The sequence below is a fragment of the Arthrobacter endolithicus genome, assembly GCF_026627425.1.
Lineage (GTDB): Bacteria > Actinomycetota > Actinomycetes > Actinomycetales > Micrococcaceae > Arthrobacter_M.
Window position 1 is genome coordinate 21,781 of record NZ_JAPNLH010000022.1, and the last position, 20,688, is coordinate 42,468.

20 protein-coding genes and 1 tRNA gene are annotated in these 20,688 nt (G+C 63.5%); 10 read left to right on the plus strand and 11 right to left on the minus strand.

All coding sequences use genetic code 11. From position 1 onward, the window contains the following. Positions 1-103: 103 nt before the first annotated feature. Positions 104-1,582, minus strand: a complete 1,479-nt coding sequence (locus OS914_RS15645; protein ID WP_267546988.1) for a glyceraldehyde-3-phosphate dehydrogenase — start codon at positions 1,580-1,582, stop codon at positions 104-106. Positions 1,583-1,866: 284 nt separating this feature from the next. Between OS914_RS15645 and OS914_RS15650 the strand changes: the two genes are divergently transcribed. Then, positions 1,867-2,655, plus strand: a complete 789-nt coding sequence (locus OS914_RS15650) for a YaaA family protein (protein WP_267546989.1) — start codon at positions 1,867-1,869, stop codon at positions 2,653-2,655. Positions 2,656-2,677: 22 nt separating this feature from the next. Here OS914_RS15650 and OS914_RS15655 read toward each other — a convergent pair whose 3' ends face one another. The 3 genes from OS914_RS15655 to OS914_RS15665 all read right to left on the minus strand — a co-directional run bounded on the left by OS914_RS15655 (position 2,678) and on the right by OS914_RS15665 (position 4,743). Further along, positions 2,678-2,926, minus strand: a complete 249-nt coding sequence (locus tag OS914_RS15655) for a VOC family protein (RefSeq protein ID WP_267546990.1) — start codon at positions 2,924-2,926, stop codon at positions 2,678-2,680. 75 nt (positions 2,927-3,001) lie between these two features. Then, positions 3,002-3,739, minus strand: coding sequence for a zinc ribbon domain-containing protein (locus OS914_RS15660; RefSeq protein ID WP_267546991.1), 738 nt, complete (start codon positions 3,737-3,739; stop codon positions 3,002-3,004). Between the two features lie 65 nt (positions 3,740-3,804). Next, positions 3,805-4,743, minus strand: a complete 939-nt coding sequence (locus OS914_RS15665) for a Nif3-like dinuclear metal center hexameric protein (protein ID WP_267546992.1) — start codon at positions 4,741-4,743, stop codon at positions 3,805-3,807. A gap of 132 nt (positions 4,744-4,875) precedes the next feature. Here OS914_RS15665 and msrA point away from each other — a divergent pair, with 132 nt between their 5' ends. The 3 genes from msrA (at position 4,876) to epsC (ending at position 7,095) form a co-directional block, all read left to right on the plus strand. Next, a complete protein-coding gene (gene msrA / locus OS914_RS15670; protein ID WP_267546993.1) occupies positions 4,876-5,400 on the plus strand; it encodes a peptide-methionine (S)-S-oxide reductase MsrA in 525 nt (174 codons plus the stop codon). Positions 5,401-5,509: 109 nt separating this feature from the next. Continuing rightward, on the plus strand, positions 5,510-6,445 hold the full coding sequence (gene cysK / locus OS914_RS15675) for a cysteine synthase A (protein WP_267546994.1): 936 nt from the start codon (positions 5,510-5,512) through the stop codon (positions 6,443-6,445). Positions 6,446-6,507: 62 nt separating this feature from the next. Continuing rightward, positions 6,508-7,095 carry a serine O-acetyltransferase EpsC gene (gene epsC / locus OS914_RS15680; RefSeq protein WP_267547012.1) on the plus strand — a complete coding sequence of 196 codons (588 nt, stop codon included), beginning with the start codon at positions 6,508-6,510 and terminating at the stop codon, positions 7,093-7,095. Between the two features lie 202 nt (positions 7,096-7,297). On the opposite strand, the gene gndA is transcribed toward epsC, so the two are convergent. Both gndA and OS914_RS15690 read right to left on the minus strand, forming a co-directional pair. Next, entirely contained in the window at positions 7,298-8,734 is a 1,437-nt protein-coding gene (gndA, locus tag OS914_RS15685) for an NADP-dependent phosphogluconate dehydrogenase (RefSeq protein WP_267546995.1), read from the minus strand. Positions 8,735-8,990: 256 nt separating this feature from the next. Beyond that, the gene (locus tag OS914_RS15690; protein ID WP_267546996.1) at positions 8,991-9,161 is read right to left on the minus strand and encodes an NAD(P)-binding domain-containing protein; all 171 of its coding nucleotides are present in this window, start codon (positions 9,159-9,161) and stop codon (positions 8,991-8,993) included. Positions 9,162-9,282: 121 nt separating this feature from the next. On the opposite strand from OS914_RS15690, the gene OS914_RS15695 reads away from it, so the two are divergent. Further along, the gene (locus OS914_RS15695) at positions 9,283-10,350 is read left to right on the plus strand and encodes a D-2-hydroxyacid dehydrogenase (protein ID WP_267546997.1); all 1,068 of its coding nucleotides are present in this window, start codon (positions 9,283-9,285) and stop codon (positions 10,348-10,350) included. 441 nt (positions 10,351-10,791) lie between these two features. Here the strand turns inward: OS914_RS15695 and OS914_RS15700 are convergent, their stop codons facing one another. From OS914_RS15700 to OS914_RS15720, 5 genes are all read right to left on the minus strand, one after another. Next, on the minus strand, positions 10,792-11,076 hold the full coding sequence (locus OS914_RS15700; protein ID WP_267546998.1) for a hypothetical protein: 285 nt from the start codon (positions 11,074-11,076) through the stop codon (positions 10,792-10,794). Between the two features lie 366 nt (positions 11,077-11,442). After that, a tRNA-Val gene (locus tag OS914_RS15705) sits at positions 11,443-11,515 on the minus strand. Between the two features lie 107 nt (positions 11,516-11,622). After that, the gene (locus OS914_RS15710; RefSeq protein ID WP_267546999.1) at positions 11,623-12,573 is read right to left on the minus strand and encodes a Sir2 family NAD-dependent protein deacetylase; all 951 of its coding nucleotides are present in this window, start codon (positions 12,571-12,573) and stop codon (positions 11,623-11,625) included. A 17-nt stretch (positions 12,574-12,590) separates the two neighbouring features. Then, a complete protein-coding gene (locus OS914_RS15715) occupies positions 12,591-13,061 on the minus strand; it encodes a peroxiredoxin (RefSeq protein ID WP_267547000.1) in 471 nt (156 codons plus the stop codon). A gap of 38 nt (positions 13,062-13,099) precedes the next feature. After that, entirely contained in the window at positions 13,100-13,519 is a 420-nt protein-coding gene (locus OS914_RS15720) for a DUF3052 domain-containing protein (protein WP_267547001.1), read from the minus strand. A 412-nt stretch (positions 13,520-13,931) separates the two neighbouring features. Between OS914_RS15720 and aceE the strand changes: the two genes are divergently transcribed. From aceE to OS914_RS15745, 5 genes are all read left to right on the plus strand, one after another. Beyond that, a complete protein-coding gene (gene aceE / locus OS914_RS15725; protein ID WP_267547002.1) occupies positions 13,932-16,685 on the plus strand; it encodes a pyruvate dehydrogenase (acetyl-transferring), homodimeric type in 2,754 nt (917 codons plus the stop codon). A 238-nt stretch (positions 16,686-16,923) separates the two neighbouring features. After that, complete coding sequence (locus OS914_RS15730; protein WP_267547003.1) at positions 16,924-18,162, plus strand: PucR family transcriptional regulator; 1,239 nt, start codon at positions 16,924-16,926, stop codon at positions 18,160-18,162. 95 nt (positions 18,163-18,257) lie between these two features. Continuing rightward, positions 18,258-19,229: an ACP S-malonyltransferase gene (locus OS914_RS15735; RefSeq protein WP_267547004.1), complete on the plus strand. Its 972-nt coding sequence runs from the start codon at positions 18,258-18,260 to the stop codon at positions 19,227-19,229. Beyond that, complete coding sequence (locus tag OS914_RS15740) at positions 19,226-20,293, plus strand: beta-ketoacyl-ACP synthase III (RefSeq protein ID WP_267547005.1); 1,068 nt, start codon at positions 19,226-19,228, stop codon at positions 20,291-20,293. Before OS914_RS15735 ends, OS914_RS15740 begins: the two co-directional genes overlap by 4 nt. A gap of 118 nt (positions 20,294-20,411) precedes the next feature. Then, positions 20,412-20,657 (plus strand): acyl carrier protein, encoded by a 246-nt coding sequence (locus OS914_RS15745; protein WP_267547006.1) that lies wholly within the window; start codon positions 20,412-20,414, stop codon positions 20,655-20,657. The last annotated feature ends 31 nt before the right edge of the window (positions 20,658-20,688 follow it).

The following is a 20,688-nucleotide window of genomic DNA, read 5'->3' on the forward strand; positions in this document are numbered from 1 at the left end:
CACTGCGAAGCTTACGACGACGGCGGCACGCTGCCGCCGTCGTCGTCAAGGGGTCGGCGGCACGCTGCCGCCGCAGCCGTCGTCGTCGTCCCGGGCTCTTTGCCTAGTGGACGGAGCCAGCCAAGGGTCGGGCGCGGTCCACTGCGGGGAAGGCCGGCGGATGCGCTCCGGCCATTTCCTCCATCACCCGGACCACCTGGCAGCTGTAGCCGAATTCGTTGTCGTACCAGACGTACAGGACCAGATGCTTCTCCGTGCTGATCGTGGCCAAACCGTCCACGATTCCCGCCCGGCGCGAGCCAACAAAGTCCGTGGACACTACCTCGGGCGAATCGATGAAGTCGATCTGTTTGTGCAGGTCCGAGTGCAGCGACATATTGCGCAGGTAGGTGTTGATTTCTTCCTTGTTGGTCCCGCGCTCCAGCGTCAGGTTCAGGATCGCCATCGAGACATCCGGAGTGGGGACGCGGATCGAGTTGCCGGTCAGTTTCCCGGCCAATTCCGGCAACGCCTTGGCAACGGCCTTGGCCGCACCGGTCTCGGTCAACACCATGTTCAGTGCAGCGGAACGGCCGCGGCGGTCCCCCTTGTGGAAATTATCCGTCAGGTTCTGGTCATTGGTGAACGAGTGCACCGTCTCCACATGCCCGTGCACAATGCCGAACTCATCATTGACAGCCTTGAGCACTGGGGTAATGGCGTTAGTGGTGCAGGAGGCGGCGGTGATGATCTTATCCGCAGCGCTGATCACCCCGTGGTTGATGCCGTGCACTACGTTTTTCAGCTCGCCCTTGCCGGGCGCGGTGAGCAGCACGCGGGCAGCGCCGCGGCTGAGCAGGTGCTGGGACAGCCCCTCGGCATCGCGCCAGCGGCCGGTGTTGTCCACCACAAGCGCGTCATGGATGCCGAAGGCGGTGTAATCGATAGTGGCCGGATTGTCCGAATAGATCACCTGGATCAGGGTGCCGTTGGCCAGGATCGTGTTCTGTTCCTCATCGACGGTGATGGTGCCAACGAAGGGTCCGTGCACGGAGTCGCGGCGCAGCAGGCTGGCACGCTTGATCAGGTCCTGGTCCGAGCCGCGCCGGACCACAATGGCGCGCAGCCGGAGTCCGTCGCCGCCACCGGCGTGCTCGATCAGGATCCGTGCCAACAGCCGGCCGATCCGGCCAAAACCATACAGGACGACGTCTGTGCTGGTGCGCTCGTCAATGCCTTGGCGGTCGACGACGTCGGCCAGTTCTGTGCGCAGGAATTCCTCCCGCGTCCGGCCGGCACCCTCCTGGGCATAGAGCAGGTTCAGCTTTGCCAAGTTGATCGACGCAGGGCCAAGTTTGAGTGCGCTGAGGGCCTGCAGCAGCGGCAGAGTTTCCTCCGGGCGCAGTTCCACGTCGTCCACATGGCGGGCGAAGCGGTGGGCTTTAAGGACGCTGATCGCGGACTGGTTGATCAGCGAGCGGCCATGGACCGAAATGACCACGTTGTTTTCCCGGTACAAGCGGCCGATCAGTGAGATCATGTCCTCGGCCAAAGCCTCGCGCTTGATCCAAACATCCAGAGTTGTATCGACGATCTGCTTCACAGCTTCCCTTTCCTGTCCCAACCGGAAACGCCTTCGGTGCCGGCCGCACGCCGGGCTCCGATACTGCGAAGCACGGCACCCTGGGACGCGGCGCGGATTGCCGTACGTTCCAGGGAAGTTGACCCCGCGGGTATCCGCAGGTTCTGAAGGGCGGCAAGTCCTGCGGGCCGCCCGATCTACTAATCATTCTAAACGAGATGGTCGCGGCCAAACCCGCGGGAGCGGCGAAAGTGTGCAGGATCACCCCGTGCGGCCGGGGCCTGCCAAGCCGCTAGGCTCAACGGGTGCGCATCCTGCTTCCGCCTTCCGAGGGCAAGACTCCTGTTACCACCGGCGCTGCCATCCGGCTTGACGAGCTGCATTTCCCGGTGCTGAACGCTGCGCGCTCGGAGGTGATGAACGCCCTGGCCCAGGTCTCGGCGACGGAGAATGCACTGCTGCACCTAGGCGTTGGGGCATCGTTGGGTGCTGAGGTGGCCCGCAACATCCGGCTGGGGACCGAACCCGCCGCGGCCGCTCACTCGGTGTATTCCGGCGTGCTCTACGATGCCCTGGGTTACCGGTCACTGACCGCGGCACAGCGCCGGAAAGCGGACGAGTCTGTCGTCGTGATGTCCGGCCTGTGGGGCGTGATCGGCTTCGCAGACCGGATCCCGGCGTACCGCCTTTCAATGGCCGTAAGTCTGCCGGGTCTGGGCAGGCTGGCCGCGTATTGGAGGCCACGGCTGGCCGCTGCGATGACGGAATTTACCGCCGGTCAGCTGCTGATTGACTGCCGGTCCAGCACGTATGCGGCGGCCTGGACGCCCCCGGCCGCGCAGACGGTGACCGTGAATGTGTTCCAGGAGCGGGACGGGAAGCGCACCGTGGTGTCACATTTTGCCAAGCACACCCGCGGCGAGCTGGCCCGCGAGCTACTGGTGCGCCCCGGCAGATCCCCGCGAACTCCCGAGCAGCTGTTGACGGTCGTGTCTGCTCCGGAGTTTCACGACCGCTGGCAGGCCGAACTGGTCCCCGGGACGCAGCGGAAATCCCATGCGCTGAATCTCATCCTGCGCAACCCCACCCGCTGACCCTGCGCAGGTTCCTCCGGACTTACGCGGCCGCAGCCAGCTGCTCTACGTCCTCCACGGTCCCGGCCTTGAAGGCCAGATGGTTCAGACCGGGGCGCAGACGCTCATGGAGCCGGGCCGCGACGTCTGGCCCGGATTCGAGCACTATGTAGTCGTGCTCCCCTTGCCACGAACCGCCCGACGGACCGGCGCCCCACTCCTCCGACAGCGAATACCCGACGCATTCCAACATCCAGCTAAGCGAGGCCTTGGCCCGTGCATAGTCAGCCACCCAGATTTCCAAATGATGCAGGCTGCCGGCTTTCCCGGGCAGCGCCGGTCCCTTAGGAATGCCCGTCCCGCCGGATCAGTTCCAGTCCGGGCTGCGGACCAGGATGCAGCCCGCGTCCGGACACATGACGACGTCGTCGTCCGGCGCCTTGCGGATGTCCGCAAGATCTCCGGGACTCAGCTGCATGCCGGAGCCTTCCGACGTGCCGTGGAAAAGGCGGGCGGCGCCTATCCCACGTTTAGTCAGGGCACGCTCGTAGACCGCCAAGAGTGCGGCGTCGAAGGATGCCGCAAGGGCGCTCCGATCCCGGACGACGGCTTCCCGGTCCGTGGAAACCTCCGTTAACCGCGCATCAACCTCGTCCCGAATCTCCCCCAGCGATCCGCTGATGTCATCCACCACACCTTGCTGCTTGGCGGCGCGGGCCGACGCGCTCTCCAGCCGTTCCATAAGTTCAAGTTCGACATCTTCCAAAGTGGAACGCCGTCTGGCCAGCGACTCGAGTTCCTTTTGCAGAGCCACCAGGTCCTTGGAAAGCCCGGTGCCGCTGTTGAGTCTGGCCTCGTCCCGGCTCATCCGGGTGGCAACCTGCTCCACGTCCGTCTCCGCCCGGGTCAGTTCGCGCGCAAGGTCGGCGGCCTCGGTGGTCAGCACCACCAGATCGCTTTGCGCGACGGCCAGCCCGGCGTGCAGGTCCGTCAGGCGTGGATCCTCGCGCAGCACTTTGGCGCGGGTGTCCAGCTGTTTGATTCTCGCGTCCAGTGCCTGCAAATCCAGCAAACGTAACTGCTCCGCGGGTGCTGCCTTCGCCATCGAAATCCTCTCGGTGTGCCGGCGTCCGCCAAAACGCGTCCGCCCGTCTACGTCCTAGATTACGTCTATCCCTGGCCGCCGCGTCCCAGCCCGGGTGTCAGGATGAAATCCCACGGGTCGGTATTGGTCTGACTGACGGCAAGTTCGACGTCGAACCCCTGATCCGTGAGGACGTTGCCCAGCGCCTGGGCTGCGGCCGGGAGCCATAGCCATTCACTGGCGAAGTGTGACAAGTCAACCAAATAGGGGCGCCCGTTGACGGCGGATTCCCGCGCTTCCGAGGCGGGATGATGGCGCAGATCCGCGGTAACATAAACATCTGCTCCGCTGGCCCGGACCGCATCGAAGAGACTGTCACCGGCCCCACCGCACACGGCAACCCGACGCACCAGGCCCTGCCGATCTCCCGCCACGCGAACTCCCCCGGCGACGGACGGGAGCACCCCGAAGACACGCTCAGCGAAATCTCCCAGACTCATTACTGCGGGCAGCTGCCCAACCCGGCCGATGCCTTCCTCGGGCAGCCCGAGAGGGGCCGGGCTCAGCGGCGATACATCGGTCAGGCCCAAGGCATCGGCGAGCACATCCGATACGCCGCCGACGGCACTGTCGCCGTTGGTGTGCACCGTGAGCAGCGCACAGCCGCCCTCGATCAACCGGTGCACCGCTTGGCCCTTGCCAGTGTTGGCTGCGATCGAGGTGACGCCCTTGAGCAGCAACGGGTGGTGTGTGATGAGCAGCTGCGCACCCCAATCCAGAGCTTCCTCGATAACTTCCAAGGTCGGGTCAACGGCAAACATGATCCGCTGCACCTTCGCGTCGGGGCGCCCTGCTACCAGGCCGACGGCGTCCCACTCCTGGGCGAGGGACTCCGGCCAGAGCTCTTCCGCGGCCAGCAGCACCTCCGCGAGGGTGGGCCGGCCCGGCGCTCCCTGCGCCTGGGCCTGCTGAACGTCCCCGCCGACGTGCCTGCCGCCGTCGTCCGCCTTATCCTTCGGTTCCATGCATCCCATTTCCTCCCTGGGTCCGGCTTCCATTGTCTAACAAAAGCTTCCCGCCGGGTCTTGGGCGCCCGGACGCAACAGTCAATTTCACCGTCGGGGAATCATCTTGTACTCCCGGACATTGATACAGGTATGAAGACATTTGTGCTCGGTGGAGGTTGTTTCTGGTGTTTGGACGCTTTGTATCAGCAGACCCGTGGTGTCACGGAGGTGGTCTCCGGCTATACCGGTGGCCATGTACGCCACCCCGATTATTACGACGTCTGTAACGGAACGACAGGCCACGCCGAGGTGGTTGCGGTGACTTTTGACGAGAGCATCATTGGCGGGGACGTAATCCTCGATATGTTTTTTGTCTCCCACGATCCGACCACGCTGAACCGGCAGGGGTACGACGTCGGCACGCAGTATCGTTCCTCGATGTTCTACACAGACGCGGCGCAGGAAGAGGCCTTCCGTGCCGCCATTGAGAGGAATCAGCCGCATTGGGACAAGCCGATTGTCACGGTCGTCACCAGGCTTCCCGAGTTCTACACTGCGGAAGAGGAACACCAGAACTTCTACGCGAAGCACCCGGAGCAGGGCTATTGCCAAGTGATCATCAATCCGAAGCTGGCTAAGGCCCGGAAATATTACTCCGCGTGGCTTGCTGCATAGGCCCAAGAGCACGCATTCCGTAGGCTAATATTGGTATGCGGTTTTTTGCTGCCGAAAATTTCGCCGGCAAAATCCGCTGTAAAGAATTTAGAGAAAAGGTATAAATCAAATGGGCCGCATTTACGACGACATCACCGAGCTGGTTGGCGGCACACCGCTGGTGCGGCTGAACCGTCTGACCGAGGGACTGGACGCCACGGTCGCGGTGAAGCTGGAATTCTACAACCCGGCCAACAGCGTCAAAGACCGGATCGGGGTGGCGATTGTTGATGCGGCCGAAAAAGCCGGGGAGTTAAAGCCGGGCGGCACGATTGTGGAAGGCACCTCGGGGAATACCGGAATAGCCCTGGCCATGGTGGGCGCAGCCCGGGGCTACAAGGTCATTCTGACCATGCCGGAAACCATGTCCACCGAGCGCCGGGTGATGCTGCGGGCTTTTGGCGCCGAAATTGTGCTCACGCCGGGTTCGGAAGGCATGCGGGGTGCCGTTGACAAGGCCAGGGAAATCGTGGCCACCACCGAGAACTCCATCTGGGCCCAGCAGTTTGCCAACCCCGCCAATGCGCAGATTCACCGGACCACCACGGCGGAGGAAATCTGGGAGGACACCAACGGCGCCGTGGACATCTTTGTCGCCGGGATCGGCACCGGGGGGACCATTACCGGCGTGGGACAGGTCCTCAAGGGCCGCAAGCCGTCCGTCCAGATCGTTGCCGTGGAACCGAAAGACTCTGCCATCCTCAACGGTGGTGCCCCCGGACCGCACAAGATCCAGGGCCTGGGCGCAAACTTTATTCCCGAGGTGCTGGACCGGGAGGTCTATGACGAGGTGCTGGATGCCACGATCGAGGACTCCGTCCGGGTGGCCCGCGCCCTGGGCACACGTGAGGGCATTCTGGGCGGCATCTCCGCCGGTGCCGCGGTATGGGGAGCCCTTGAGCTGGCCAAGCGTCCAGAGAATGCCGGAAAACTGATTGTTGCCGTGGTTCCGGACTTCGGCGAGCGCTACATCTCCACCGTCCTGTACGACGACATCCGGGGCTGACCCGGGTGAATGCCGCTGCCGCGCTCCAAGGCCACGACCGAAGGAATCCCGTGACCGTGATCATGGGGGCCGCGACCCGGTTGCGCGAGGACCTCCAAGCCGCCCGGTCGCATGACCCGGCCGCCCGGGGTTCTTTCGAGAACTTCTTTGTCTACTCCGGGCTGCATGCGATCTGGATTCACCGACTGACGCATCACATGTGGCAACACCCATCGCTGCGGTTTCCGGCCCGACTGCTGTCCCAGTTCGCCCGCTTTGCCACCGGCATCGAGATCCATCCGGGAGCCACCGTGGGCCGGCGGTTCTTCATTGACCACGGCATGGGTGTGGTCATCGGTGAAACGTCCCAGATTGGGGACGACGTGATGATTTACCACGGGGTCACCCTGGGTGGAAGATCATTGGCGAAGGTCAAGCGGCATCCCACCATCGGGGACCGGGTTACCATCGGTTCCGGCGCCAAGGTTCTGGGTCCCATTACCATCGGTGCGGGCAGCGCCATCGGTGCGAACGCCGTCGTCGTTAAGGACGCACCGGAGGATTCCATCCTTACCGGCATCCCGGCCAGATGGCGGCACCGCGACGCCGCGCGGGAAACGGCACCCGCGGTGGACCCGGCCGAGTATATCGATCCGGCCATGTGGATCTGATGCCGTAGCTGCGCAGAACGTCCACGACCGATAATCCGGGCTGAGCGAGTCCCTCAGGTCGCTTACGCAGAGGTAAACGGCCGCCTCCACTTCCCCGCACCCGTTACCGGCGTCTTGCGAGGTTTCCCTCCCTGATAACGCAGCGGGCGCCCATGTTGTGGAAACCATGGGCGCCCGCCGCCATGTCAATCGGCGTCTGGAGTTAGTGCGTGTCCACCGCAGCGATCTCGGACTTGTCCTCGCCCCAGAGCGTATGGAAGGTGCCGTCCTCGTCCACCCGGTGGTAAGTGTGGGCGCCAAACAAATCCCGGAGCCCCTGCGTCAGTGCCGCCGGCAGCCGCTTACGCCGCAGCCCGTCGTAGTAGGCAAGCGAGGAGGAGAACACGGGGACCGGAATGCCCAGCTGCACAGCGGTAGCAACGACGCGGCGCCAGGCCGGCAGTGCGCCCGCAATGGCGTCGCTGAAGGCCGGGGCGAACAGCAGGTTGGCGGGCTTCTCCTGGACCGAATAGGCCTTCGTGATGTCCTTGAGCAGCTCGGCGCGGATAATGCAGCCGCCGCGCCAGAGACCGGCAATTTCGTCCAGCCGCAGATCCCAGCTGTATTCCTTGGCGGCACCCGTGAGCATGTCCAGTCCCTGCGCGTAGCTGACCAGCTTGGACGCGAACAATGCCTGCCGGACATCGTCGACGAAGCCCTGGCCCACGGCAATTTTTTCCTCGTGGCCGGCCAGCTTCTCCTGAGCTTCCGCCCGCTGTGCCGCCTGCGAGGACAGGGCGCGGGCAAAGACCGATTCTGCAATACCCGACGTCGGCGACCCAAGTTCGAGTGCGGAAATGACGGTCCAGCGTCCGGTACCCTTCTGGCCTGCAGCGTCAACGACGACGTCGACAAACGGCTTGCCGGTCCGCGCGTCCGTATGGCCGAGGACCTCCGCTGTAATTTCAATCAGAAAGGACGCCAGCTCGGTTTGGTTCCACTCGCTGAAGATTTTGGCCTGCTCGGCCGGCTCGATGCCTGCTCCGGAGCGCAGCAGGTCGAAAGCCTCGCCGATAACCTGCATGTCCGCATATTCAATGCCGTTATGCACCATCTTCACGAAGTGCCCTGCGCCGTCGGTGCCGATCCAGGCACAGCAAGGTTTGCCGTCCACATGGGCGGAGATTTTCTCCAGCAGCGGGCCCAAGGCGGCGTACGACTCCTTCGAACCTCCCGGCATGATGGACGGGCCATTCAACGCGCCCTCCTCACCACCGGAGACCCCGATGCCGACAAAGTGCAGATCCTTCTTCGCCAACGCGGCTTCGCGGCGGCGGGTGTCCTGGAAATGCGAGTTTCCGCCGTCGATGACGATGTCCCCGGGCTCGAGCAGCGGCACCAGCTGATCGATGACGGAATCCACGGGAGCACCCGCCTTGACCATGATGAGCACCCGGCGCGGCTTCTCCAGCGAGTCCACCAATTCCTGCAGGGTCTCGGTCCGAATGAACTCCCCGTCACCGCCATGCTTTTCCAGCAGCGCATCCGTTTTCGCGACGGAACGGTTGTGCAGGGCGACCGTGAACCCGTTGCGGGCCAGGTTCCGGGCCAGGTTCGCGCCCATGACGGCGAGGCCTGTGACGCCGATTTGTGCAGACATATATCCTCCAGAATTAATTGCGGGCGTGTTTCACCCAGCCTAGCTGCGAGTTCGCACGGCCAGAAGGGCTTGCTCGTTGCGAGGTGCGAATGTGACGTATCGGGTCGGTCCCATCAGTGGCCGAACTTCAGCAGCACATTGCCGGAGACCGCGGAACTGCGGGCCACCTCGAGAGCTGGCCCTGCGCACAGCGCGGCTAAATTCACCAATGGCCGTCCAGAAAACACAGCTCATGACGACGACAGCGGTTCCGCGTTCAGGTAGCCGGGCGCCAAGAGGCAAGGGGTCCGACGGCGACCTCGGCAATGAAGATGGTAAAGTCCACCAACGCCGGCTCGGGCCGGTTCCAGGCCGAAATCTGCCAGTCTGCCGGCAGCAGGCTGGCGGCCATCGGCGCACCCATCAGGCCCAGATCGACAAAGCCCAAGTGACGGTCCGCGGTGGGGTCGGCAATTCGGTCCGCGGTTGGCGGACTTCGCTCGCAGGGCTCCCCTCAGCACGCCGTGGACACGAAACATATTTTTTCAACATCCTGGCCACGATTCAGTATGATGACCACCATGCCCCCCAAAGACCTGACAGTGGCCATTGCCGTCCCCCTTGAGGCCGAGTATGTGGACCGCATTCGAGCGGTCCATCCCGGCGTCAACGTGTTGTATGAACCGGAATTGTTACCTCCGGAACGGTACCCCGCGGATCATGGTGGGGACCCCGCTTTCCAACGCACCGCGGCGCAGGAGGGCCGCTATTGGGCCATGCTCCGGGCCGCCGACGTTCTCTACGGCTTCCCGAACGAGAGCCCCGCAGGCCTGGCGGCCATAGCGGACGGCAACCAGCGGCTGCAATGGGTACAGGCGATGGCCGCCGGAGCCGGCGGCGCGGTCAAAGCCTCCGGGCTGGACACCACGACACTGCAACGAATCAAAATCACCACCTCAGCGGGCGTGCATGCGCTGCCGCTGGCTGAATTTGCCATGCTGGGCATCCTCAATGGTTTCAAGCGCACCGGCGAGCTCGCAGCTGACCAGCAGGCTAAACGATGGCCGCCGCTGCGGACGCCGACCAGACTTGTCAACGGTTCCCGGCTTGTTATTGCCGGTCTCGGTGAAATTGGCGTGGAGACCGCGCGGCTGGCCCGTGCCTTGGGGATGACTGTCAGCGGCACCAAACGCTCGGTGGAACCGCTGGAAGGCATCGAACCGGTGGCGGATAACAACGGTCTTCCGGAACTGCTCGCCTCCGCGGACGCTGTGGTCAACACGCTGCCAGGCACCTCGAACACAGAGAGACTGTTCAGCCGCAGGATCTTCGGCGCCATGAAACCGGGCACTGTGTTCGTCAACGTCGGACGCGGCTCGGTGGTCGATGAGGATGCCCTGCTGGAAGCGCTGGACAATGGTCGGGTCTCCTACGCGTGCCTGGACGTGTTCGCCGTCGAGCCCTTGCCTGCCGGCAGCCCCCTCTGGGAACATCCGAACATTTTAGTATCGCCGCATACCTCGGCGCTCAGCACGGCGGAGAATCGGCTGATTGCCGAACGCTTCACCGACAATCTGCGGATTTTCCTGGCCGGCGGAGAACTGCCGCACCAGGTGGACCCGCTGCACTTCTATTGACAGCACTTATTAACAGCACTGAAATTTGTCACAACTCTGCGGTCCGCAGGGGCTGGGGAGTCATCGCCGGCAACTGCAGTTCACTGGGACACATCCCGGCAATGTCATGCTGATGCAGGCGGGCGACCGGGCCTTGCCCACCGCGCAGTTGTCGCCCGAACGAAAAACCGGATCCTTGCCGGCTCACCGGTTCGACCGCGGTAGCGCAATTGACGCCGCCCACAGCGCCGTGTCACCCCGCCTTCATACCGGCTGCCGAGGAGGTAGAACCTCCCTTTTACTTTTCCACCCACAGCCATGTATATTTGATCCCAGGCCCTCCACTGCTGCATCCCCCAATAGCCGCAGCGGAGGGCTCTCCACTTTAAGTCCTCGTCCGCCAGCGCGCCGGGGTGCGTTTGTCTGCAACGGCGGACGGCTCCGGCGTGATTCAGCTGCGGTTCAGGCCGCCGACGCCAACCGCAGCTTCCACCCCCCTCCCTGTTGGTCCCGCAGCAGCTCCATCGTGGTGAGCTCACTGCGTGCGTTCCTGCCCAGCCGTGCCTGCACGCGCCATACCTCCACATCCATCCGGCTGAGGCCCTTGGGCATTCGTCGCTGGCTTTCCCACCAGCTCACCCGCTCATACCAGCGCACCGGCTCCGCACCTATCAGCCACTCGCGTCCGGCCCGCTGAACCGCTAAAGGCATCCCGGCCGCCGTCGTCCGCACCACTACATGTTCCATAGTCCTGAACGCTATGCGCAGGGTCTGACATCGTAGGACTATCCGGCTCTGCAACTAACCCGCCGGAAGCCCACTCAGGGAAAAATCAGCAAGGTATCGTGAAAATTCCGGAAAAATCTCTTACTGTGAGGTATGCGAAAGCTCCTGCGCATGGTCAGCCGGTGGATAGGACTGGACCTGCTGACGTTCGAAAGCCCCGAGGATGATGACACTATGACTGGCGCTGCGGACTCGTAGGGTAGCTGAGCGGACCCCGGCGCCGCGTGGGCACCGCCAGAATCGGGCAGCCCCGCAGCATGTACAGCCCCTCATCGGACAAAAAGAAATCCCCTGATCAACGTCTCCGTCGATCAGGGGATTTCACGGTGGGCCCTACCGGGATCGAACCGATGACATCCACGGTGTAAACGTGGCGCTCTACCAGCTGAGCTAAAGGCCCCTTTGTACCGTCGCGATCCATTTGATGTGGATTTCCTGCGTCAGCCAACGAGGAATAACTGTACCTGAAACTTTGCTTTTGGTGCTAACCGACGCAACCCGAAGAGCCTAGCCCCCGGATTTGGCGCCGGTGGGTAACCGCGCGGCCAGGTACCGCAGGCCGGGGCTCACGCCGGCGTCCAATTTGATGCTGGCGGTGTCATCCCCGCGGGTCGGCCCACGGTTAATAATGACCACAGGTTTACCGCATTTTTTGGCGTACCTCGGAAACCGCAGCCCGCTCATGACCGTCAGGGACGAGCCGGCCACCAGCAGGGCATCGGCGGCATCCACCATAGCGTAGGAGCGGTCAACGCGGTCTTTAGGGACGTTCTCGCCGAAGAAGACAAAATCCGGCTTGAGCATGCCGGCGCATGCTTCACATTCCGCAATGATGAATCGCGCTATCTGTTCTTCCTGCACCAGTGCGGCGTCAGCATCCGGAGCTGCCGCAATCGGCCCTGCGGCTTCGACGAGCTCCACGAACCCGGGGTTAAGGCTCTCGAGCTCGTCAGCAAGGTGGCTGCGGCTGATGACACGGCGGCAGTTCAGGCAAACAACGCGGTCGAAACGCCCGTGCAGATCCACCACGTTCACCGCGCCGGCGCTTTCGTGCAGCCGGTCGACGTTCTGCGTGATGATCCCGCTGGTCAGGCCATGGCGTTCCAGAGCCGCCAGCGCATAATGCCCGGCGTTCGGGTCTGCGTGGCGCAGGTGCCGCCAGCCAAGGTGATTTCTGGCCCAGTACCTTTGCCGCAGGACGCCGTCCCCGACGAACTCCTGGTAGGTCATGGGCGTCCGCGGAACAGAACCGGGACCGCGATAATCCGGAACACCGGAATCGGTGCTGAGCCCTGCACCTGTTAAAATTGCCAGTTTTGCATCCTGCAGCAGTCCCGCGATCCGGGCCAGCACCGGGAGCTCCTCTGCGGATGGCTCGAGGCTGCCGGCCAGTGGCGGGGAACTTGCAAAGCCCGTCATGCCGATTCCGACCGGTGGCCGATCCGTGGTCTCATCCATGCGCACAAGCCCCGATTCTAAAGTTCCGCGAGAGCCTTGCGGTACCGGTCCAGTGACCGTGCCCGGCCGGCGGCGGTGCTGAAGGTATCACGCAGAATACCATTGGCGTCGATGACAAAGGTCCCCCGCCCCGCTATGCCCCGATCTGCGTCAAAGACGCCATAGCGGCGTGCTGTTTCGCCGTGCGGCCAGAAATCAGCCAGCAGGTCGAACTCAAGTCCTTCGGCCTCGGCATAGGCACGCAGCGCGTATTTGCTGTCCACAGAGATGGCCAGAACACGGGCACGGGCGGTGGCAAAGTCGCCCGGATTGTCCCGGAGTTCGCACATTTCGCCGGTGCAAATCCCGGAAAACGCAAAAGGATAAAAAACGACGACGACGTTGCCGCCGCGCAACGACGCAAGCGAGATCCGCTCACCGAACTGGTTGGAAAGCTCGAAACCCGGAGCTGGTTCACCGATGACCGGTGTCCCGAATGCCGTGGGCATCGTCCCGTCTCCCGGTGAAGCCGCCCTCACGGCTCCCGTCATTGCTTCTTGCGCGGGGCGAGCCTTGTTGCGGCCCAGTCAGTGGAAACGCCGACCGTCGTGGTGGAATGTAGACCGGCCGTAGGCGCGGCCTCCTGGATCTCGGCCGGCGGGACGTACCCGACGCGACCGTTTTTCGGGGTCAGCACCCACACAATTCCACCCTCATCCAAGGTGGTCAGCGAGTCGACTAGCGCGTCGACCAAATCGCCGTCGTCGGCCCGCCACCACAGGAGCACGGAATCAACGACGTCATGGTCCTCCTCGGTCAGCAACTCGGACCCGACCAGTTCTTCAACACTGTCGCGCAGAGCAAAATCAACGTCGTCGTCGTACCCGAGTTCCTGGATCAGATCGCCATCCTTGAAACCCAATTTGCCCGCCACATTAACTACAGTGCCGGCGTCGGCCTCGCTCACGTTGTTCCTCCTGCTTGAAACGCATCAGCGCTTCGTTGATGGTGTGTTCTAAATGTCTATTTTACAGATTGTCTTACAGATTGTGGGGTCTTTACGAACTGCTCTTGCCATCAGGTACTCACACACAACCCGACCCGGACGGTTATGAGAACCTTCGGACCCGGCTCCGCAGTGACGTGCCTTACTCCAGCCAACACCCTAAAGCAGTCGGCAACAAGTCGGCGCCGCCATACTGCTCCTCATGCTACGGGTCCTCAAGGTGCGAGTCCTCAAGGTGCGACGGAGGTGAGGGGCCGGCGCCTGACGACGGCACACCGGCTACTCACTCTGGTCCAACCCGGACTAGAGTGTTCGGTGTGCGCCCGCAGCCACAGCTGAGGGCCGGAATAACTGTCTTTAAGAGAGGTCTGACGTGGCCGCAGGCGAAGAGAACTCCCACATCCTGAGCGGGTTAACCCACCAGCTTCCCGACAGGGACCCTGAAGAGACCGCGGAATGGATCGAGTCGCTGGACTCACTGATCCAGGAACAGGGCACCGAACGGGCTCAGTTCATTATGCGCAGTCTGCTCCAGCGGGCCGGTGCGCAGAGCGTGGGCGTACCGATGGTGACGACCACGGACTATGTCAACACCATCCCGGCGGACCAGGAGCCGGAGTTCCCCGGCAACGAAGAAATAGAGCGCAAATACCGGGCCTGGCTGCGCTGGAATGCCGCCATTATGGTGCACCGGGCGCAGCGTCCGGACATCGGCGTGGGCGGGCACATCTCCACCTATGCCGGCGCCGCAACTCTCTACGAGGTAGGTTTCAACCATTTCTTCCGCGGGAAGGACCACCCGGGCGGCGGAGACCAGATCTTCTTCCAGGGCCACGCCTCCCCCGGCATGTATGCCCGCGCCTTCATGGAAGGCCGGTTGAGCGAAGAGGACCTGGACGGGTTCCGGCAGGAAAAGTCCAAGGAAGGCCACGCGCTTTCCTCCTATCCGCACCCGCGGCTGATGCCCGAGTTCTGGGAGTTCCCCACGGTCTCGATGGGGATCGGCCCGATGAACGCGATCTACCAAGCGCAGTCCAACCGCTACCTGCACAACCGCGGCATCAAGGACACCTCGGACCAGCAGGTCTGGGCGTTCCTGGGCGACGGCGAAATGGACGAGCCCGAGAGCCGCGGGCTGCTCCAGCTCGCGGCCAACGACAAGCTCGACAACCTGAACTTTGTGATCAACTGCAACCTCCAGCGCCTGGACGGACCGGTCCGCGGTAACGGCAAGATCATGCAGGAGCTCGAGGCGTTCTTCCGCGGGGCGGGCTGGAACGTCATCAAGGTGGTCTGGGGCCGCGAGTGGGACGACCTGCTGGCCAAGGACGAAGACGGCTCCCTGGTGAAGGTCATGAACACCACCGTCGACGGCGACTACCAGACCTACAAGGGCGAGTCCGGCGGGTTTGTGCGCGAGCACTTCTTCGGCCAGACACCGCAGACGAAGGAATTGGTCGCCGATCTGACCGATGATGAGGTGTGGAACCTCAAGCGCGGCGGCCACGATTACCGCAAGGTTTACGCAGCCTACAAGGCGGCCACAGAGTTCAAGGGCAAGCCGACGGTGATTCTGGCCCACACGGTCAAGGGCTACGGTCTGGGCACCCACTTTGAGGCCCGCAACGCCACGCACCAGATGAAAAAACTCACCATGCCGGATCTGAAGAATTTCCGTGACCACTTGCGTATCCCGATTACCGATGCAGAGCTGGAAAAGGACCTGTACCGTCCTCCGTACTACCACCCGGGGATGGATGCGCCGGAGATCAAGTACCTGATGGACCGCCGCGCCCAGCTGGGGGGTTTCGTGCCCGAGCGGCGCACCGAGCATTCCGAGGTTGCACTGCCAGGTGAGAAGACCTATGAGGTGGCCAACCGCGGTTCCGGGAAGCAACATGCCGCCACCACGATGGCCTTCGTGCGTCTGCTCAAGGAACTGATGCGGGATAAGGAATTCGGCGCCCGGATTGTGCCGATCATTCCCGATGAGGCTCGGACCTTCGGCATCGATGCGTTCTTCCCGACGGCGAAGATCTACAATCCGAACGGCCAGAACTACCTGTCTGTGGACCGCGACCTGATACTGGCGTACAAGGAATCCATCTCCGGCCAGATTGTGCATGCCGGCATCAACGAGGCCGGCTCCGTGGCTGCTTTCACCGCTGCGGGCACGTCCTACGCCACGCACGGCGAGGCGCTGATCCCGGTTTACGTCTTCTACTCCATGTTCGGCTTCCAGCGCACCGGGGATTCCCTGTGGGCGGCGGCGGACCAGATGACGCGCGGATTCATCATCGGCGCCACCGCCGGCCGGACCACGCTCACCGGTGAAGGTCTGCAGCACGCGGACGGGCATTCCCCGCTGCTGGCCTCCACGAACCCGGCAGTGGTGACCTATGACCCGGCCTACGGGTACGAAATCGGTGTCATCATGCGCGATGGCTTGGAGCGGATGTACGGCAAGGGGCCGGCATCCGGCGACTCGTCGCGGAACGTGATGTATTACATCACTGTCTACAACGAGCCGATCATCCAGCCGCCCGCGCCGGAGGACATGGACGTGGAGGGAATCATCAAGGGGATTTACCTGCTGGCCCCCGCAAAGGTGGACGGGCCGCGCGCCCAGCTGCTGGCTTCCGGTGTTTCCGTACCGTGGGCCTTGGAAGCACAGCAGATCCTCGCCGATGACTGGGGAGTTTCGGCCGATGTCTGGTCCGTGACGTCCTGGACCGAGCTGCGCCGCGACGCGCTGGCCGCGGAGGAAGAGCAGTTCCTTAATCCCGGCACCAATGCCCGCACGCCGTTCGTGACCGAGCAGCTCGCCGGAGCCACCGGGCCTATCGTGGCTGTCAGCGACTACATGAAGGCGGTGCCGGACCAGATCCGGCAGTTTGTGCCTAATGAATTCGCCACCTTGGGGGCCGACGGGTTTGGTTTCTCCGATACGCGGGCCGCAGCACGCCGATTCTTCAAGATCGACTCGCACTCGATAGTGGTCCGGGCGCTGGAGATGCTCGCCCGCCGCGGCGAGGTCGATTGGCAGACACCGGCGCAGGCAATCGAGAAATATAAGCTGCTGGATGTCAATGCCGGCACCACCGGCGTCACCGGCGGCGACAGCTAGCAGCCAGAGGCTCCGGCTGACGCGCCAGCGTCAGTTGGAGAGGCTGTGACGCGCTCAGCTTCACTGACAACGGAGGCTGGCCCGCGAGGACCATGTTGCGCAACATGGTCCTCGCGGGTCAGCCTGAGTTTTCGTGACCGGTCCCGCCCCAGAGCGGGCCAACCCTTTGTAGCCATCGTACAAATTGTAGTGATCGTACAAATGCGGCATCCATGGAGGCTGGCCGTATGCTCGAAGAATGGCTCAGACCCCCCGTACCCCCGCAGATCCTTCGGAAGCCTCGGTTACGGCTGCGGACGCGCAGGCTCTGACGCTGCAGCGGCTGCGCGCCAACGTGGGACGGTTATCCACCGCCACCTTGAAGGAACTGGAATCCTCGCTGCCTTGGTACCGCCGGCTCAGCGCGGATGAACGCTCCGCATTGGGAATGGTTGCACAAAACGGCATCAATGCCTTCGTTTCGTGGTACCAGCGGCCATCGTCTCCGTCGTGGGTCCTCTCCGATGTCTTTGGCACCGCCCCCACCGAACTCACCCGCTCAATCAGCCTGCAGCGGGCACTGCAGCTGATCCGAACCGTGGTGCAGGTGGTGGAGGATCAGGTGCCCGAAATTGCCCCCAAAGCCGAACAGGGAGCGCTGCGCGAAGCTGTGCTGCGCTATTCCCGCGAGGTGGCATTCGCAGCCGCCGACGTCTACGCCCGGGCGGCCGAGAGCCGGGGCTCGTGGGACACCCGCTTGGAAGCGCTGGTCGTGGACGCCATTTTGCGCGGCGAAGACACGGATTCCCTGCGGTCCCGGATGGCCGCCCTGGGCTGGAAATCGCAGAGCCGCTTCACCGTCATGGTGGGCACCTCACCGTCGGAAACCACCGCAGGCTTCGTCTCCGACCTGCGCCGGGCCGCGAGCCGGTTTGCCGAAGACGCGCTGGTCGGAATTCAGGGCGAAAGGCTGATTCTGGTACTCGGCGGCGTGGCGGACCAGGACACGGCCTACCTGCGTCTTGGCGACCTGTTTGCGCCCGGTCCCGTGGTGTACGGACCGCTGGCTGCCTCCCTGCTGGAGGCGACCAACTCCGCCCAGGCGGCCTTCGCCGGATTAGCTGCTGCCAAGGCTTGGCCCGGCGCGCCGCGGCCGGTTGCCGCCGATGACTTGTGGCCCGAGCGCGTGATTTCCGGCGACGAGACGGCCCGGCGCGCGCTGGTGAAGAACATTTACCGCCCCCTACTCGCGGCCTCCAACGGCTTGGCGGATACCCTCAGCAGCTACCTGCAACTGGGCCATTCTCTCGAAGCCACGGCCCGCGAATTGTTCGTTCATGCGAACACCGTTCGCTACCGGTTACGCCGCGTCTGCGACGTCACGGGCTGGGATCCCCTCATCCCCCGGGAAGCCTTTGTGCTCCAGACTGCGTTGGTGGTCGGGCGGCTCGCCCCGCCGCCGGTCCCTGTCATCGAGCGGAACGCGACGCGGCCCTAACGCCACGGCATTGTAGACTTCCTACAAAAGCGCCTCACGAGCTTGGTGTACGCAAACACCGATGAAAGAGCGCAATCTTTGGAAAGGTGGGTATCGTGCTTGCAATAGTCTGCCCTGGTCAGGGTTCCCAAACTCCCGGCTTCCTTGCACCGTGGCTGGAGCTGCCCGCCGCAGCAGCACGACTTGAGGCCTTGAGCGAGGTTGCCGGCATCGATCTGGCAGCCCATGGGACAACGTCCGATGCGGAAACCATCAAGGACACCGCAGTGGCGCAGCCGCTGATTGTCGCCGCCGGCCTCGTGTCCGCCCACGCCCTATTCCAGTCCGCCGGGCTGCCACCGGTGGAAGATTCCACCTTGCGGGGGCTCCCGCTGGTACTTGCCGGCCATTCGGTAGGTGAGATCACCGCCGCTGCCCTGTCGGGCGCGCTGAGCGAACACGATGCGCTGATCTTCGTCCGGGAACGCGCCAACACAATGGCCACGGCCGCGGCCGCCACGCCCACGGGCATGAGCGCCGTCGTCGGCGGGGATCCGGCGCAGGTTCTGGCAGCCATCGCCGCAGCCGGCCTGACTGCTGCCAATATGAACAGCGTGGGGCAGACGGTTGCCGCCGGTACCCTCGAGCAGCTCCAGAGCCTGGCAGATAACCCGCCGGCCAAAGCCCGGGTCATCCCGCTACAGGTGGCAGGTGCCTTCCATACCAAACACATGGCCCCGGCAGTCACCGCACTGCAGGAACTTAGGCCACGTCTGAACCCCGGGAATCCTGATCCGGCTCTGCTTTCCAACTTTGACGGACAGCCCGTGACCTCCGGTGCCCGAGCCGTCGAAAGCCTGATCGCCCAGGTTTCCCGACCGGTGCGCTGGGACTTGTGCATGGAGACTATGGTCTCGATGGGTGTTACGGCGCTGATTGAACTCTCCCCCGCCGGGACCCTGACGGGCCTGGCGAAGCGGGCGATGCCCGGCGTTACCTGCGTTGCCGTCAAATCTCCCCAGGATCTGAAATCCGCCAAGGAACTGCTTGTGGCCGCGCTGGCCGGGCGGAAAGAAGGAACCGAATGAGCACTCCCACTCTCCAGCAGAACCCGCTGCGCGAATTCACACGCATCCTGGGCATCGGGGCCTACCGCCCGGACATTATTGTCACCAATGACGACGTCTGCCAGTGGATCGATTCTTCCGACGAGTGGATCCGTCAGCGCACCGGCATTGTGACCCGGCATCGAGCCGCCAGGGACGTCAGCGTTGTCGACATGGCCGAGGGTGCCGCCCGCGAGGCGCTCCGTGGTGCCGGCATCGACGCCGCCCAACTTGGCGCCGTCATTGTCTCCACCGTCACCCACCCGTATGCGACGCCGTCGGCCGCCTCCTTGCTCGCTGAGCGCCTCGGTGCCACACCGGCCCCCGCCTATGACGTTTCCGCAGCCTGCGCCGGCTACTGTTACGGCGTGGCGCAAGGAGACGCACTGGTCCGCGCCGGGACGGCCGACTACGTACTAGTGGTCGGCGTGGAGAAGCTCTCGGATGTGATTGACAACCATGAGCGCACCATCTCCTTCCTGCTCGGCGATGGCGCCGGCGCCGTGGTGATCGGGCCCGCCGAACGCGCCGGAATCGGCCCTACGGTGTGGGGTTCTGACGGAAGCCGCTGGGATGCCATCGGCATGACGCACTCCCAGCTCGCCATCCGCGACTTCAGCATTGCCGCAATGAAAAACGAGGACGACGACGGCGACATGGCCGCCGTCGGCGAGGAACATGCAACCTTGTGGCCGACGTTGCGCCAGGACGGACAAACCGTGTTCCGATGGGCGGTCTGGGAAATGGCCAAGGTAGCAAAGCAGGCCCTCGATGCCGCAGGCATCACGGCCGATCAACTTTCAGCGTTCGTGCCGCACCAAGCCAATATGCGCATCATTGACGAGTTGGCAAAACAGTTGAAGATCCCGGATTCGGTGCTGATCGGACGCGACATTGCGGACGCGGGCAACACCTCAGCGGCGTCCATTCCGCTGGCCACCCACCGGCTGCTGCAGGAAAATCCCGGCCTCAGCGGAGGACTGTCGCTGCAGATCGGTTTCGGCGCGGGGCTCGTCTTCGGGGCCCAGGTCGTGGAGCTGCCGTAGCGGCACCCCCAACCGTGAGCGACAAAGTCTGCATAGAATTCGGACCACAACCGTGGTTTGATCAACACTGCTTCACCCCCTTACCAACGACAAAATATTACTAGAAAAGGAGCCACTAATGGCTAGCAACGAAGAAATCCTGGCCGGTCTGGCAGAAATCGTCAATGAAGAAACCGGCCTTGCCCCCGAAGCCGTTGAATTGGACAAGTCCTTCACTGACGATCTGGACATCGATTCCATCTCCATGATGACCATCGTGGTCAACGCCGAAGAGAAGTTCGGCGTGCGGATCCCGGATGAAGAAGTCAAGAACCTCAAGACCGTCGGCGACGCCGTCACCTTCATCTCCGGCGCACAGGCCTAGTTCTTTCGCGACTGACCTACGCCCCGCATCC